The sequence below is a fragment of the Kibdelosporangium aridum genome, from assembly GCF_900176515.1.
Taxonomy (GTDB): domain Bacteria; phylum Actinomycetota; class Actinomycetes; order Mycobacteriales; family Pseudonocardiaceae; genus Kibdelosporangium; species Kibdelosporangium aridum.
Map to the genome: position 1 here is coordinate 522,593 of NZ_FWXV01000007.1, position 15,654 is coordinate 538,246.

The 15,654-nt window shown below is 66.1% G+C and carries 15 protein-coding genes; 9 read left to right on the plus strand and 6 right to left on the minus strand.

Translation table 11 applies throughout. The features are described from left to right. Positions 1-22 precede the first annotated feature (22 nt). Both B9C43_RS35970 and B9C43_RS35975 read left to right on the plus strand, forming a co-directional pair. Positions 23-1,042: a LacI family DNA-binding transcriptional regulator gene (locus B9C43_RS35970; RefSeq protein ID WP_033388609.1), complete on the plus strand. Its 1,020-nt coding sequence runs from the start codon at positions 23-25 to the stop codon at positions 1,040-1,042. Positions 1,043-1,044: 2 nt separating this feature from the next. Further along, a complete protein-coding gene (locus B9C43_RS35975) occupies positions 1,045-3,282 on the plus strand; it encodes a glycoside hydrolase family 3 N-terminal domain-containing protein (protein WP_084431145.1) in 2,238 nt (745 codons plus the stop codon). Here the strand turns inward: B9C43_RS35975 and B9C43_RS35980 are convergent. Further along, entirely contained in the window at positions 3,218-3,862 is a 645-nt protein-coding gene (locus B9C43_RS35980) for a hypothetical protein (RefSeq protein ID WP_084431146.1), read from the minus strand. The two genes, B9C43_RS35975 and B9C43_RS35980, sit on opposite strands and share 65 nt — an antisense overlap. Position 3,863: 1 nt before the next feature. Further along, complete coding sequence (locus tag B9C43_RS35985; protein WP_033388611.1) at positions 3,864-5,123, minus strand: TRAFAC clade GTPase domain-containing protein; 1,260 nt, start codon at positions 5,121-5,123, stop codon at positions 3,864-3,866. 179 nt (positions 5,124-5,302) lie between these two features. On the opposite strand from B9C43_RS35985, the gene B9C43_RS35990 reads away from it, so the two are divergent. Together B9C43_RS35990 and B9C43_RS35995 are read left to right on the plus strand one after the other, a co-directional pair. Next, entirely contained in the window at positions 5,303-5,707 is a 405-nt protein-coding gene (locus tag B9C43_RS35990; RefSeq protein WP_143446826.1) for a hypothetical protein, read from the plus strand. Between the two features lie 77 nt (positions 5,708-5,784). Continuing rightward, entirely contained in the window at positions 5,785-6,585 is an 801-nt protein-coding gene (locus B9C43_RS35995) for a siderophore-interacting protein (protein WP_235039046.1), read from the plus strand. On the opposite strand, the gene B9C43_RS36000 is transcribed toward B9C43_RS35995, so the two are convergent. From B9C43_RS36000 to B9C43_RS36015, 4 genes are all read right to left on the minus strand, one after another. Further along, positions 6,582-7,172, minus strand: a complete 591-nt coding sequence (locus B9C43_RS36000; protein WP_235039047.1) for a hypothetical protein — start codon at positions 7,170-7,172, stop codon at positions 6,582-6,584. The genes B9C43_RS35995 and B9C43_RS36000 overlap by 4 nt on opposite strands. An 82-nt stretch (positions 7,173-7,254) precedes the next feature. Further along, positions 7,255-7,551: a hypothetical protein gene (locus tag B9C43_RS36005; RefSeq protein WP_143446827.1), complete on the minus strand. Its 297-nt coding sequence runs from the start codon at positions 7,549-7,551 to the stop codon at positions 7,255-7,257. Beyond that, on the minus strand, positions 7,548-8,597 hold the full coding sequence (locus B9C43_RS36010) for a hypothetical protein (RefSeq protein WP_084431151.1): 1,050 nt from the start codon (positions 8,595-8,597) through the stop codon (positions 7,548-7,550). Before B9C43_RS36010 ends, B9C43_RS36005 begins: the two co-directional genes overlap by 4 nt. Positions 8,598-8,633: 36 nt before the next feature. Beyond that, positions 8,634-9,680: a Gfo/Idh/MocA family protein gene (locus tag B9C43_RS36015; protein ID WP_084431152.1), complete on the minus strand. Its 1,047-nt coding sequence runs from the start codon at positions 9,678-9,680 to the stop codon at positions 8,634-8,636. Between the two features lie 24 nt (positions 9,681-9,704). On the opposite strand from B9C43_RS36015, the gene B9C43_RS36020 reads away from it, so the two are divergent. From B9C43_RS36020 to B9C43_RS36040, 5 genes are all read left to right on the plus strand, one after another. Continuing rightward, entirely contained in the window at positions 9,705-9,998 is a 294-nt protein-coding gene (locus B9C43_RS36020; RefSeq protein WP_084431153.1) for a hypothetical protein, read from the plus strand. Between the two features lie 264 nt (positions 9,999-10,262). Next, positions 10,263-11,864 carry an ABC transporter substrate-binding protein gene (locus B9C43_RS36025; protein WP_084431154.1) on the plus strand — a complete coding sequence of 534 codons (1,602 nt, stop codon included), beginning with the start codon at positions 10,263-10,265 and terminating at the stop codon, positions 11,862-11,864. Beyond that, entirely contained in the window at positions 11,864-12,820 is a 957-nt protein-coding gene (locus B9C43_RS36030) for an ABC transporter permease (RefSeq protein ID WP_235039048.1), read from the plus strand. The genes B9C43_RS36025 and B9C43_RS36030 overlap by 1 nt, the downstream gene beginning before the upstream one ends. Then, a complete protein-coding gene (locus tag B9C43_RS36035) occupies positions 12,817-14,754 on the plus strand; it encodes a dipeptide/oligopeptide/nickel ABC transporter permease/ATP-binding protein (RefSeq protein ID WP_235039049.1) in 1,938 nt (645 codons plus the stop codon). Before B9C43_RS36030 ends, B9C43_RS36035 begins: the two co-directional genes overlap by 4 nt. Then, entirely contained in the window at positions 14,741-15,652 is a 912-nt protein-coding gene (locus tag B9C43_RS36040) for an oligopeptide/dipeptide ABC transporter ATP-binding protein (RefSeq protein WP_084431156.1), read from the plus strand. The genes B9C43_RS36035 and B9C43_RS36040 overlap by 14 nt, the downstream gene beginning before the upstream one ends. Positions 15,653-15,654: the final 2 nt, after the last annotated feature.

Sequence of the window (15,654 nt, forward strand, 5' to 3'; positions counted from 1 at the left end):
TTCCTGGCGTACACTGCCCGTCATGCCTGCCAAAGCAAGCAAGGTCACGATCGCCGACATCGCGGCAGAAGCCGGGGTCTCGGTCCCGACAGTTTCGAAGGTGATGAACGGCCGATCGGACGTCGCGCCGACCACCAGGCAGCGGGTCGAGGAAATCATCCGCAGGCACGGCTACCAGCGCCGGACCGACGAGCGGTACCGCAAGTCCAACCTGCTCGAGTTGATGTTCCACGAGCTGGAGAGCGCGTGGGCACTGGAGATCATCCGCGGTGTCGAGAAGGTCGCCGGCGAGAACGGCATGGCGGTCGTGCTGTCGGAGTCGCAGGGCAGGCTGCGGCCGGGACAGAGCTGGCTGGAGAACGTGCTGGCGCGGCGGCCGGTCGGCGTGATCGCGGTGTTCTCCGACCTCGGCGCGGACCAGCTCGCGAAGCTGCGTGCCCGCGACATCCCGGTCGTGGTGGTGGACCCGGTCGGTGAGCCGACACCGGAGATGCACTCGATCGGCGCGACCAACTGGCAAGGCGGTCTGACCGCGACCCGGCACCTGATCGAACTGGGACACAAGCGGATCGCGATGATCGGCGGACCACAGAACGTCCTTTGCAGCCGGGCCAGAGTGGACGGTTACCGCGCCGCGCTGGAGACCGCCGGGCTGACCGTGGATCCGGAGCTGATGCGGCACGGGGATTTCCACGTCGAAGCCGGGCACAAGCAGATGTTGGCGTTGCTGGCGTTGGAGAACCGGCCGACCGCCGTGTTCGCGGGCAGCGACTTGCAGGCGGTAGGCGTGTACGAGGCCGCGCGGGCGGCTGGGTTGCGGATCCCCGATGACCTCAGCGTCATCGGGTTCGACGACCTGCCGGTGGCCCGGTGGGTCGGGCCGCCGCTGACCACGGTCCGCCAGCCGTTGCAGGAGATGGCCGCGGCCGGCGCCCGGATGGCGATCACGTTGGCAGGCGGCGGGGATATGGAGCATCACCGGGTCGAGCTGGCGACGAGTCTTGTCGTGCGGTCCAGCACTGCCCCATACACCGGGAGGTAGGCATGGAACCGTGGCGGGACACGACTCAGCCCGTCGAAACCCGAGTGGCCGACCTCCTGTCGAGGATGACACTGGAGGAGAAGATCGCGCAGCTCGCCGGGGTCTGGGTGACCGCGGCGAGCTCGGGTGACGGCGTGGCTCCCCACCAGGACGAGCTCGCCGAGGACACACCGCCGTGGCCGGAGGTGATCAAGTACGGCCTCGGTCAGCTCACCAGGACGTTCGGCACCGCGCCGGTCGATCCGCAGGCCGGTGCCAAGGCGTTGGAACACACCCAGCGCGAGATCATGGCCACCAACCGGTTCGGCATTCCCGCGATGGCGCATGAGGAATGCCTGGCCGGATTCACCACTTGGGGTGCGACCGCGTATCCCGTTCCGTTGGCGTGGGGAGCGACGTTCGACCCCGCGCTGATCTGCGAGATGGGCTCGCGGATCGGCCACGACATGCGGGCTCACGGTATCCACCAGGGCCTTGCGCCCGTGCTTGACGTGACGCGTGATCCGCGGTGGGGCCGGACCGAGGAGACGGTCGGTGAAGATCCTTACTTGGTCGGCACGATCTGCGCCCAGTACGTCCGCGGCCTTGAACAGGCCGGGATCGTGGCCACGCTCAAGCACTTCGTCGGATACTCGGCCTCGCGAGCAGGACGCAACCACGGCCCGGTGAGCATGGGACCCCGCGAACTCGCGGACGTCATGCTGCCGCCGTTCGAGATGGCGTTACGGGAAGGCGCTCGTTCGGTGATGCAGTCCTACACCGAGATCGACGGTGTGCCAACGGCTGCGGATCACCGGCTGCTCACCGAGTTGCTCCGGGATGTTCTCGGGTTCACCGGCGTCGTGGTGTCCGACTACTTCGGAGTGTCCTTTCTGGAGACTCTGCACGGCACAGCTGCTGACGCGGGTGAGGCGGCGCGTCAGGCGCTGACCGCGGGCGTCGACGTCGAGCTGCCGACCGTCCGGTGCTACGGATCACCGTTGGCGGAGGCCGTTCGTTCGGGTTCGTTCGACGAGTCCTTCGTGGATCGGGCGGCGGCCAGAGTGCTCAGCCAGAAGTGCGAGCTGGGCTTGCTCGATCCGTCGTACTCACCCAGCGCCAGTCCGGTTCCCCTTGACTCCGCGGACAACCGCGCCGTCGCCCGGCGGATCGCCGAGGAGTCGGTAGTGCTGCTGGAGAACTCCTCAGGGGTGTTGCCGCTTGAAGCTCGCCGGGTGGCGGTGGTCGGCGGGCTGGCCGACGACCCGCTGGCGATGCTCGGTTGCTACTCGTTCCCCGCGCATGTCGGGGTGTCACATCCGGACGCCGGTCTCGGCGTCGAGATCAAGACGGTCCTTGCCGCACTCCGGGAGCGGTTCGCCGAGGTCACGTACGTCCCCGACGGGCCCGGAGTGCAGGCGGCCGTCGAAGCGGCGGACGTCTGCGTCGCGGTTGTCGGCGACAAGTCCGGTCTTTTCGGTCGCGGAACGTCCGGCGAAGGCTGTGACGCTCCTGATCTCCGGCTTCCGGGTGACCAGACCGATCTCCTGGAGAGCGTGCTGGGCACTTCGACTCCGGTCGTGGTGGTCCTGTGCAGTGGCCGGCCGTACGCGGTTCCCCCCGCGGCGGCGACTGTCCAGACGTTCTTCCCGGGTGAGGAAGGCGCGAACGCGATCGCCGATGTCCTGACCGGCAAGGTCAACCCGTCCGGCAGGCTTCCTGTTTCGGTGCCCGCGCATCCTGGCGCCCAGCCGGCCACTTACCTCGCGGCTCCGCTTGGCCACCACAGTGAAGTGAGCGCACTCGATCCCACGCCACGGTTCCCGTTCGGCCATGGCCTGTCGTACACGAGCTTCGAATACCAGGATCTCCGGCTGAGCTCCACCGAGATCCCGGCAGACGGCAGCGTGGACGTCACGTGCACGGTGACGAACTCCGGCGCACGCGCAGGAACCGAAGTCGTTCAACTGTACCTGCGCGATCCGGTCGCCCAAGTGACTCGCCCGTGGCGTCAGCTCGCCGGCTTCGTCCGTGTCCCGCTTGAGCCTGGGCAGAGTACTGACGTGACCTTCACCGTGCACGCCGATCTCACGTCGTTCACCGGCAGGGACGGCTATCGTCTCGTGGAGCCAGGTTCGGTCGAGGTCTACATCGGACGATCGTGTGCCGACACACCGCTGACGGCTTCGTTCACCATCACCGGTTCTGCCCGCCCGGTCGGCCGGGATCGAGTGTTGCAGTCGTCTGCACGACACTCGTGACGACTGGTCTCGGCACCGATGTGGTTGTTTGTGGGTGGAGCGGGGGCGGTGGGGGATCCTCGCCGCCCAGCGATGTCACGGCGATGATCACGACGGCGGCGACTGCGACAAGCCCGGCCAGAGCATAAGGAACCACTGGCTTTCGCTCCGCCGGCGGCCTGGTCAGCGGAGCGACCGCCGAGTCAAGCGGGAACGGGTTCGACGCTGCGAGCGTGAATCCGCTTTCGTCGGCAAGGAACCGCCGGTAGGTGCCGAGCGCGGCCTGTAACGCTCGAGAGATGTCCATATCAGACGGTTCGACCGATGTGGCATCGGGACACACGAAGCCGTACAACAGGTGCAACGGGCGGCTGTGCTCATCCCTTGGCGCTTCGGTCAACCCGACGTCCGCGCCGGTCACGGTGTGCTCGGCGCGGACAACCGCCAACGTTCGGCCACCGGCGACGATCTGCGCCCCTGTGCCGTCCTCAAGCACGCCGTACTCCTGGGTCTGGATCAGGAAACCCGGCGCGAGCCGCACGGCGTATCCGCTCTGCCGGCCTCTGGCCACGAGGAACGGCCAGCCCTGGGCGGCGGCCATGTCAGGCACCACCGTGCAGCCGGGACGACGGCAGTTTGGCTTCCAGCATGTTGACCTGGTTCTGCATGGACTGCACGACCCGCCGCCGGGCTTGCACCAGCTCCTCGGCCCTGCGATCGGCGTCGCTCAACGCGGCGATCCGGCGGTGGTAGTCCGGGTCAGGATCGGTCCGGGAGTCCATGAACAGCGCCAAACCCGCTTCACCGAGCAAGCCGCCACCCACCGACGTCGCCAGGACTCTGCCCGCCCGTTCGGTCAGGAACGACGCCAAGGATCGCACGGCCTCGCCCGGAGACATCCGGGTCTGCCGGTGCACCTGGGCCAGAATCGCCTGCCGAGTCGTGAAATCCAGCGACAACTCGACCTGGTTGAGCACATCGGGCACCACCGAGGCCAGCGCGACCTCCACATTGGACGGCTCGAAATGCCCGTCCGGCCGCTTGCGCACAACGCCGTCGTGCAATTCGGCGAAGTCGTGCCCGACAGCCGAAACAGGTACCAGCCGGACAATCCGCCGGGCACTGTGCACGTTGACAAGATCACGGAACCCCTCGATGCCCATCAGAACGCGCTGCACCAACTCGAGCCGGATGTTCTCGTCCGGGTGCAACTGGTCGAGCAGGTCCCATTTCGTGACGACGAAGACGATCGGGGCCGGTGTGGTCAGCAGGCAGTGCACCATCGCGTCGAGGGTGGTCTGCAGAATCGCGCGGCCACGCCGATCACCTTGGTACGTCTGCAGAATCCGCAAGCCGTCGATGATCGCGATCACCGCGTGCGCCTGGTTGATCGAGGTCAGCAGGCGCTGCTGCGCGGTCGACCCCGGCGCGTCCGGATCGGTCAACAGCTCACCCGGGTATTCGAGGTACCCGATGTCGAGCATGGCCGTGGCCTCAGTACCGATCAGAGACATGACGCTGAAGTCGAACTCCCGCATCTCGCCCCTGGTCGTACCCCGCGGCCAGTCGTCCTGTGTGCTGGCGACTTCCTGGTACCACTTGTTCAGCTCGATCAGTTGCGTGTACGGCACCTTCAGGAAGTAGCCACGGTTGCCAGGCGCCTGCAACCGCCGGTAGATGCTGGTCAACAGCAGGGTCTTGCCCGAACCTTGCAAGCCGAGCGTGACCACACGGAACTTCGGCACCGGCGGATTGACCACCACGGCCTTGCCCTTGTTCGGTTTGCGCGCCTTGGCTCGGCGCATGAACCAGATGACAGCGAAGACCACAGCCGCCAACAGGACGATCTCCACGGCGCTCACTCCCCCGTTCACCTCTCTCCAACGGCCGGCTGCAGACCATGGTGGCCAGCGAGAACGGGTCTGCCATCAGGGCCAGCCCTGATTGGTGCAGTGCTGATGGAGTGGAACCACCGTGGCGAGGTTGTGACATGTGGACGGCCCGGATTGCAGACAGTGTTACGCCGTGCTCCGATGGGTAGGTGGACCTAAGTCGTGTCAGTGATTTTCTGATCCGGGTCGCCCAGGACAGCGGGGCGGCGTTCGCTGGGGTGTCCACGTCCATTGGGATCCGGTTGGGCTTGTACGAGGCGATGGCAGGCGCTGGACCGATGACGGCCGAACAACTCGCACGCAAGACCGGCTTGGTCGAGCGATACGTACTGGAATGGCTGACCGCTCAGGTGGCCGGGCGATATGTGGAGTTCGACCCGGAGTCCACAACGTACCTTTTGCCCGACGAACACGCTGCCGTGCTTGCTGATCCGTCTTCACCGACGTACGCCGCGGGCTCGTTCACGATGCTGAAGGCGTTGTACGCCACCGAGGATGCCTTGGTCGAGCTGTTCCGCAACCACACGACGCATGCCGGGATGTCGGCGGCCTGAGAGTCAGATTTGTTCACTCTTGCATGCCATCCTAGCTTGAGTTAGGTTAGCCTAACCTGGCTAGTGAATGGGGTTCAATGTCGCGAGTCAAGCCGCCAGAGCGCAGGACGATGATCCGGGCCGCGGTGGCCCGGACGTGCCGGATCAGCGAGAACTTCGTGACGGTCACGGTGGCCGGTGACGAGCTCGCACAGTTCGAGCCGCAGGGGTACGACCAGTGCGTCCGGCTGTTCTTCCGGCGCGACGGGCAGGACGAGCTCACCATGCCCACGTTCTCCAACAACGCGTGGCTCGCGCAGTTCCTGCTCATGCGCGTGGCCCACCGGCCATGGGTTCGCAACTACACCGTCCGCGCGTTCCGGACAGAGCCGCTGGAAATGGACATCGAGTTCGCCCTGCACGGCGATGCTGGACCGGCGTCGGTGTTCGCGACGCGCGCTCAGCCCGGTGATCCGGTCGGTATCTTCGACGAAGGCATCGGTTACCGGCCACCGGAAAGCTCGGCGCGGCAGTTGCTCGTCGCCGATGAGAGCGCGGTGCCCGCCGTGCTGGCCATTCTGGACAACACGCCGGACACCTTGCACGCCGATGTGTACCTGGAAGTGCCGCACAGCGACGACTTCCGTGAGCTCGACACCCCGCCGAACGTCAAAGTGCAGTGGCTGGCCCGCAACGGGTCTGGCGACGTCCCGGGCAAACTCGCCTTGGACACCGTCAAATCCGCGACCTTGCCGAGTGGTTTGGACTACGTCTGGGTTGCGGGCGAAAGTGGACTCGCGACCGGCCTACGCCGATTTCTGGTGCAGGAGCACAGTATCGCGAAGTCCACTGTCACCTTCCTCGGCTACTGGCGGCACGGAAAGGCCAGCCCAGGTTAGGAAGAAGGCCTGCACTTCTCCGCCAGCGCCGCGGTCACCCCGAACACTGGATCGTTGGAGTCGAACTGCGCCAACGGGTCGACGGCGTCCTTGAGGGCGTCCTGTGCGTCGGTCAACGCCTTGGTGCCCGGGTCCATCCAGGCGTTCCCCTTGGCCGCGTCCACCTTCCGTTTGCCTTCGGCGGCGGCGTCACGCGAAGCCGTGAACCTCTCAAGGAAGTACTGCTTCGCCTTGTCACCGTCCTTGAACGGCGACGGCGGCAACGTGCTCAACTCGGTGACGGTCTTGCCTGCCAGGTCAGCCATCTCGCCGAACTCTTTGCTCGCCGACCCCTTGGTCATCACCTGCTCCGTGGCCTCGCCCTGCAGTCTTTCGTTGTTGGCCAGGCGGTAACCGTGTACCGCTCCGCAGTAGCTGTTCAGCCACGCCACGGCGGAAGCGTCCGGTTTCGGTGGTGCCGTCGACGTCACGGATGGTGGCGAGGTGACCGTCACGGTTGCGGTCGGCGGGGGCTGCTCAGACCCCGTGCAGCCGGCCGCGAGCACGCAGACGCTCGCCACCATCCATAGTTTTGTACCGATATTCATCTGTGTTTTCCCCTCTCAACGCCCTTTCAGGCGCTGCCTCACTGAACACACGCTCCAGCGGCACAGTGGGTTGCCATCGGAGTTACCGGATTTCGGCCGAGTTCAACGCCTCGATCGTCCGGCGGACGGTGTCCTCCCACTCGTGGGTCAGGACGTACTTCTCCTCGTCGGGCAAGGAGTTCCACTGCCGTGCGGCGGCACGGACCTCTTCGAGCACGTCCTCGGGCACAATGGACTCGCGCACAATCGCGTGCAGCTGCGTTCGTCCCGCGACCACGTCCCTGGCGAACTCGCCAAGCGCTCCCTTGTTTTCGGCCAGCAGACGCAAGTGGGCCTCGCGGGCTCTGCGACCGTCCACTGTCGACCATGGGCTCGTCATGACACTGCCGGGTGGGAGTACTCACGTACCGGCCACGCCATCGTGGGCTCCCGGAACGCGGCCACGCCCTTGAAGGTGTGCACCGCGGCCTCGATGAGATCCAGTGCGTCACCGACTTTGCTCACGCTCGCGAACACACCGGCGAGACGTTCGCGCGAATGGGTCCCGCCGAGCAAGACGTCGATCAGCGCGTCCAGCAACCAGTCGATCGCCACGCTCAACGCCTGCATCCCGTGGTACGCCGACCGCGCGAAGTTCTGCACCGCCACACCGGCCTGGTCGCAGAACCCGGAGAACAGGCTGGCGTTCCTGGCGTACTCCCACAGCCAGTCCCGCGCTGTCCCGGCCGCGTTGCCGCACCATCGCGGGCCGAGGTCGTTCCAGCCGCGCATCACGTTCGCGCCGATCCGGCCGTACGCCACGGAAACGTCCCGCAAAGCCATGCCTTGGCGCATCAACTCGGCCCAGTTGCCGCTGACGTACTGGGTGATCTTGTCGATCCAGTCCGTGCCGGTCGCGAACTTCACCAGTTCACGCACATGCGGGGCGACCGAGATCTTGTCGAGGATCTCGTTCACCGCACCGGTGATCTCGGTGACCGGCCAGCCGTTTTGACCGGTCGGGGTCGCGGTGCCCGCGTACTCGGACCCGGGCTCACGGGGGCATTCCGCGGCGTCGTAGACGTCGTTGAAAGCGCGCCACGGTGGGTTGTACTGCATGGGAAACGTGCGCGGCGGCTGGACCGGCTGCGGAAAGGTCACGTCCTTGTCCGCCGCAGCGCTTTCCTCGGTTTCCCGGTAGTACTTCGCGGCTTTGGCCAGCGTCTCGGCGCACGCTCCGGCCAGGTGCCAGCCGCGTTCGAGGTTGAACTCGGCGAAGGCCCGGTACTTGTCCAACGCCTCGAAGACGGTGTTGAGCAGCAGCCCCGCGTCGACGTTGCCGGCTGCTGACAGGGCGTGCGCATGGAACAACTGAGCCGCGTCGCACGCGCGTCCCATCATGATCGCCATCGAATCGACGGCCCCGGAGTCGACCCTGAAACCCACTTTGGCAGTGGATCACGCGGCTCTTGCGCTTTTCTCCTAATGCCAGGGTTCGTGCTCGACGCGGACCGGGGCGTCCCGATCGGCGGCCTCCTCGATGGCCAGCGCGATGCGGTGATCCTGGATGCCGTCGGCCAAGGAATACGGCTCCGGGCCTGTTCCAGAGACCCAGGCCGCGGTGTCCTCAAGCAGGGTGGCGATCGCGATTTCCTCGTCGTTCCACCGTTTGCCCTGATAGGGGTTGCGGTAGAGGACGTCGGAGCCGAACGTGATGTGGTCGGTGTCGAAACCGTCGAGGTCCAGGTCGTACCCGGTCTGCCTGCGGACGATCTCGGTCCGGACGATCGTGCGCTCCGCGGTGAGCCGGACGACCTCCTGGTCACGCAGTTCGCCCTTGGTGCCCCGCGCCAGCAGGCGGCGCATGAGCAACTGGTTGTGCCACTGGTTGTCGGTGAAGTCGTACAGGCCCAACCCGCCGTCGTCGAAGGCGACGGACCCGATGGTTGTGACGGCCGGTTTCACCTCGACCGGGTCAGCCCACCCGGTACGCGACAGCGGGTCAGCCAAGGGCGCGGTCGACCGGAACGCCCGGACCTCGGCCTGCCCAAGTCCCTTGCCGAGCAACGCCCGGATGAGCGAGACAGCGTGGTACTGATGCGTCGAGGACACGTCCGCCCTGGTCACGTCGCCGATCACGCCACTTCGGACCAGGTTGGTCCTGGCCGCGTGCGGGGGCATCCGCGTGTACTGCTCGGCGACCTGGACCAGGCGTTTGTCCCCGGCTTCGGCCCAGAGCCGCCTGAGCCCGTCGAGGTCCGGCGCGGGTGGTGTTTCGGCGAGCACCTTCATGCCCCTGCCCACCAGCTCAGTGATCAACGTCGGCGTCACGGCCCAGGGCACGGAGGTGATCATGAAGTCCGGCTTGGCCCGCTGCACGCACTCGTCGAGTGACGTGTACACGGGCACCGGGAGCTGCTTCGGGCTGCGGGAAACGACACCGACGCAGTCAAGGTCTTCCAGCTCGGCCGCGAGCCGCCAGAAGAACTCGGCACGCCACCCCGAACCGACAATCGCGAACTTGGTCACGCCGCGACACTATGCTGCCCGATCGTGGACATCGGAATCCTGCTGCTCGGCGTGGCCGTGTTGATCGGCGCGGTGGTAGTGAGCGCGACCGGCGGGGATCGGAAGATCGCCCGCCTGGACCGCAGGCTCGCCCGGGTCGAGCAGAAACTCGACGCGATCGCCGCGAATCTCGGCGTCGACCTGCCGGAACCCGAGCTGGCCACGGTCAAGGCCCTGCTGGCCGAAGGCAAGAAGATCCAAGCGGTCCGTGCCTACCGCGAAGCCACCGGCGCGGACCTGAAGGAAGCCGCCGACGCCGTCGAGCGCCTCGGCGGCTAGCCGCCAGCACTTCAGCCGCCGGCCACGCCGCCGCTTACCAGCCCGGAGGGCTCCACCAGCGAGCCACCAAGACCAGCCCACACCTCAGCGGCCCGGCGTCGCACCGCTGAGCTGCGCGGATGACTTCATTCGTCCAATCTCTGTGATGTGGCTGCCACGTTTCGTGATGTCTTGACCTGCCCAGGATCACCGCCTATGGTTCACGACTCATAGGACGTCCCATGTCCCATCTCTTAGCAATGACGCTCACTCGGGAGGCGCGCGGTGTCCGGAACTGGTCAGGGGTTCAGCAGGCGGGACATGTTGCGGTTCACCGGCCTTGCCGGTGTGGCGGCTGCGTTCTCGTCGACACTGGCCGCGTGCGGCGGTCCGGCCTCGACGAACGCCACGGGCGGCAAAACCGATTCGATCACCGCGGTGATCGGGTACGGCAACAACCAGACCTGGGACCCGTTACAGACGGCGTCGGCCTTCTCGATGGCCGCCATGCTGCACTGCTACGAGTCCCTTGTGGAGGGTGATCCGATCACCCGCGAGCCCTATGCCGGGCTGGCGAAAGCTCTGCCGCAGGACGTCGACGGCACGAGCCTGAAGTTCGACATCCGGGACGGCGCGAAGTGGCACGACGGCCAGCCAGTCACCGCTGACGATGTCGTCTTCACCTACACCAGGGCACTCGACCCGAAGGAAAACGTTCTCGTCCGGACGTTCCTCGCGGGCTGGCTCAAGGAGGTCAAGAAGACCGGCGACACCAGCGTCGAGTTCGTCCTGGAGAAGCCGTTCCCGTACGCGTTGCAGCGCCTGCAGACCGTGAAGATCGTGCCGAAGCACGTCTTCGACGGCAAGTGGCAGGACGCGGTGTCCGGCAAGGTCGTCGGGTCAGGACCGTACAAAGTGGTCGAGCAGGCACCGCTTTCGCACACCCGGTTCGAGAAGTTCAACGAGTACAACGGGCCTCGGCCGGCTGTGTACAAGTCGATGCTGTGGAACTCGATCGTCGAAGCGTCGCCGCGAGTCGCGAAGATCTCCGGCGCGGCACCAGCGGCGCAGATCGCCGAGAACATTCCCGCCGCCAACGCCGACCAGCTGCAGAAAGACGGGCGCACGGTCGAATTCGCCGACGGCGGCAACAACCTGTGGCTGATGTTCAACACCGCGCACGCGCCCTTCGACAACAAGCTTGTCCGTCAAGCCCTGCACCACGCGATCAACAAGCAGAAGATGATCGAGGTCGGGCTCAAGGGCAAGGGCACCGCGGGCACCAGCTTCATCAACCCCAAGATGGCCGCTTCGCAACCCGCGGCCAACGACTTCGCCTACAACCCCGACAAAGCCAGGCAACTGCTGCAGCAGGCCGGTGTCAGCAACCTGAAGATCACACTGTCCACAACGAACACCACCTTGGTCGCCGACTGCGTCAACGTGATCAAGGAAGGCTGGGACGCCATCGGTGTCGCCACCACATTGGACACCCAGGACACCAAGGCCCTGTTCTCCAAGCTGGACAGCGGGTTCGACTTCCAGGTCGTGGCCACCACCCAGAACGCCGAGCAGTTCGGCAACGACCCCGATCTGCTGATCCGGTACTACTACGCGGGTTCAGGCGTCGCGCCGAAGTATGCGAAGTGGACTGGCGCCGACGCGCAGGCGTTGCTCGGGCTGCTGGACAAGGCGACCGCACAGGCCGACGAGGCGCAGCGCAAGCCGATCATCAAGCAGGCCTTGGACATGATCGCCGACCAAGCTGTTGTGTACCCGATGGTGTTCACGCAGAACGGCACCGCGTGGGATCCGAAGTCGATCTCCGGCGTCCGCGCGCAGGGCTACCCCGGGATCAACCTCAACCAGGCCAAACCGGTGGTGTGATGATCATCCTGCGGATGCTGCTCGGCCGGGTGCTCTCGCTCGTGCCGTTGCTGCTCGGGGTCGCCCTGTTCGTGTTCGTCGTGATGCGGTTCTCCCCCACCGACCCGGCGTTGGCCGCCTTCGACGGCGCCAACGCCAGCGCCGAGCAACTCGAGCAGTTCCGCCGGGACAACGGGTTGCTGGATCCGTTGCCGGTGCAGTACTTGCGGTTCGTCTGGCAGCTGATCCAAGGCGACTTCGGTACCAGCGTGATCACCAAGCAACCGGTTGCCGACACGATCACGACCGCACTGCCGCTCACCGTCCAGCTGACGTTGATGGGCCTGGTGATCGCGATCGTCCTGTCGGTGCCGTTCGGCGTGATCTCCGCGCTGTACCGGGACCGCTGGCCCGACCAGGTCATCCGGATCGTCTCGCTGGCCGGTGTGGCGGCGCCCGCGTTCTGGATCGCGCTGCTGCTCGTCCAATGGCTCGCCGTTGGCCATGGCCTGTTTCCCACCAGCGGGTACGTCAGCATGAACGACTCGTTCAGCGGCTGGCTGAACTCGATGACGCTGCCCGCGATCGCGCTGGCGATGCCGGTGGCCGCCCAGCTGACCCGGATCATCCGCACGTCCATGGTGGAGGAATTGGACAAGGACTACGTGCGCACGGCACGCGGCGGCGGACTGCCGCCGGTGGTCGTCGTCGGCCGCAACGTCCTGCGCAACGCCCTGGTCAACCCGCTCACCGTGCTCGGTCTTCGAATCGGCTACCTGCTCGGTGGCGCGGTGGTGATCGAGACGATGTTCGCGCTGCCGGGGATGGGACAGAACATGATCCAGGCCGTCCTGGACGGCGACACGTCGAAGGTGCAGGGCTTCGTGATCACCATCGCGCTCGGTTTCGTGCTGGTCAACCTGATCGTGGACATCCTCTACCTGATCGCGAACCCCCGGCTGCGGAGCCACGCATGATGCGCCCCGGCCTGACCAAGCGGCTGAGCAGCCCGGGAATCCGGTTGCGCAGGCTGAGCCTCTCGTCGTGGATCTCGCTCGCGGTCATCGTGCTGCTGGCCCTGGTGGCCGCGCTTGCCCCGATCATCGCCGGACACGACCCGTATCTGACCGGTGCCGCAGTCGCCGGGCCCAGTGGTGAGCACTGGTTCGGCACCGACTCCTCCGGCCGGGACATCTTCTCGCGCGTGGTCTACGGCACGAGGTGGTCGCTCGCGGTCGGCCTCGGCGCCATCGGGATCGCGTTGGTCGTCGGCACGCTGATCGGCGCGTTCGCGGCCACGACAGGCCGCCGGGCAGGCGAAGCGATCATGCGGGTGCTCGACGTCGTCATGGCGTTTCCTGGGATCGCGCTGGCCGCGGTGCTGGTGGCGGTGTTCGGACGTGGCCTTCCGGTGCTGATCCTCGCGCTCGGGTTCCTGTACATGCCGTCGATCGCACGTGTGGTGCGGGCCAACGTGATGGCGCAGTACAGCGAGGACTACGTCGCCGCTGAGCGGATCATCGGCGCCAAGCGGCCGTACATCCTGATCAAGCACGTCGCGGTCAACTGCGCGGCACCGATTCTCGTGTTCTGCACGGTGATGGTGGCCGACGCGATCGTGTTCGAGGCTTCGCTGTCGTTCATCGGTGCCGGCATCCAGCAGCCAGATCCGTCCTGGGGGTCGGTTCTGTCCAACGGCAAGGAACTCGTGCTGACCGGCGGCTGGTGGGCGACACTGTTCCCCGGCCTGATGATCCTGGTCACGGTCCTGTCGCTGAATGTGTTGTCGGAAGGCATTTCCGACGCATGGGCGCGGCCTTCGGCCCGCCGGGTCAAGGCTGGCCAGGCCGCGAAGGCGGTCGCGATGGCCGAAGAGCCCACCGAGATCAAGCCGTTGGCCGGTCTGCACGAGGCCGGTGAGCGACTGGCGCTGCGCGCACGCGACTTGACCGGCCGGGACACCGTGCTGGCCGTGGAGAACCTGACGATCTCGTTCCCCGACCGGCACAACGGCGTCAACGTCGTCGACGGTGTCTCCTTCTCGGTCCGGTCAGGCGAGGTGCTGGGCCTGATCGGGGAATCGGGCTGCGGCAAGTCGCTGACCTCGTTGGCCATCATGGGCCTGTTGCCGGCCAACGCACAGACAACTGGGCAGATCCGCTTCGACCAGAAGGACTTGCTCGCGCTGACGCCCAGGCAACGCCGCCGGTACCTCGGCCACGACATCGCGATGATCTACCAGGACGCGCTGAGCTCGCTCAACCCGGCGATGACGATCCGCTCGCAGCTCAAGCAATTCACCAAGCGGGGCGGCACACGCACCCCGGAAGAACTGCTTGAGCTGGTCAACCTGGATCCCGAACGCACTCTGCGGTCCTATCCGCACGAGTTGTCCGGTGGGCAGCGGCAACGGGTGCTGATCGCGATGGCGCTGTCCCGGAGCCCGAAGCTGATCGTCGCGGACGAGCCGACAACCGCGCTCGACGTCACGGTGCAGGCTCAGATCGTGAAGCTGCTGCTCCGGCTGCAGGAGGAACTCGGCTTCGCACTCATCCTGGTGTCGCATGACCTGGCGCTGGTCTCCGAAGTCGCCGACCGCGTTGTCGTGATGTACGGCGGTCAGGTCGCCGAAATGGGCACGATCGCCCAGATCGTCGGTGCCCCGCAGCACCACTACACGCGTGGTCTGCTGTCCGCTGTCCTGTCGTTGGAAGAGAACGAAGCCAGGCTCACGCAGATCAAGGGTGTCGTTCCCGCGCCTGCGGATTTCGAGGCTGGTTGCCGGTTCTCCGACCGCTGTCCCGCGGCTCGCGCAATCTGCCATACCGAGGCGCCTCCCCATCTTGGCGACGCCAACCACCTGGTCGTGTGCCACTTCCCAGCGGAGGTGAGGACCCGTGAACTTGCTTGAGCTCAACGGTGTTCATGTCGTACACCGGATCCGTTCACGGCGGCTATTCGGCCACGACAACGTCTACGCCTTGACCGACGCGAACCTGACGTTGAACACCGGTGAGACCGTTGGCGTGGTGGGCGAATCGGGGTGCGGGAAGTCCACTTTGGCCAAGGTGATCGTCGGGCTGCAGAAGCCGACGCAGGGAACCGTGGAGTTCCGGGGCAAGCACATCGGCATGATCTTCCAGGATCCGTCGACGGCCTTGAACCGGCGGCTGCCGGTCACCAAGATCATCCGGGACCCGCTGGACGTCCATCAGGAAGGCACTCCAGCCGAACGGGCAGACCGAGTGCGCGAGTTGATGTCCTTGGTTGGCTTGCCGACCAGTGTCGCCGACGCCGTACCGGCGCAACTCTCCGGCGGTCAACGGCAACGTGTCGCGATCGCACGTGCGCTGGCACTCAGGCCCGCGTTGCTCGTAGCTGACGAGCCGACATCCGCGCTGGACGTCTCGGTCCGGGCCCAGATCCTCAACCTGCTCGCCGATCTGCGGGAAAAGCTCGGCCTCGCGATGGTGTTCATCTCGCACGACATCCAGACCGTCAAGAAGATGAGCGACCGGATCGTCACGATGTACCTCGGCCGCATCGTCGAACAAGCCCCGGCTGAAGCCGTTCCGCAAGCCACTCACCACCCGTACATGCGGGCGCTGTTCTCGGCGACGCCGAGCCTGTTGCACACCGTGGAACCCATTGTCCTCAGTGGACCTGTTCCGTCCGCGACCAATCCGCCGAGCGGCTGCAACTTCCGCACCCGGTGCTGGAAAGCGACCGACGAATGCGCGGCAGCGCTTCCCGCGTTGGTGACCGCAGGCGCTGACCATACGTACCGCTGCATCCACCCTGAGCTTTAGGA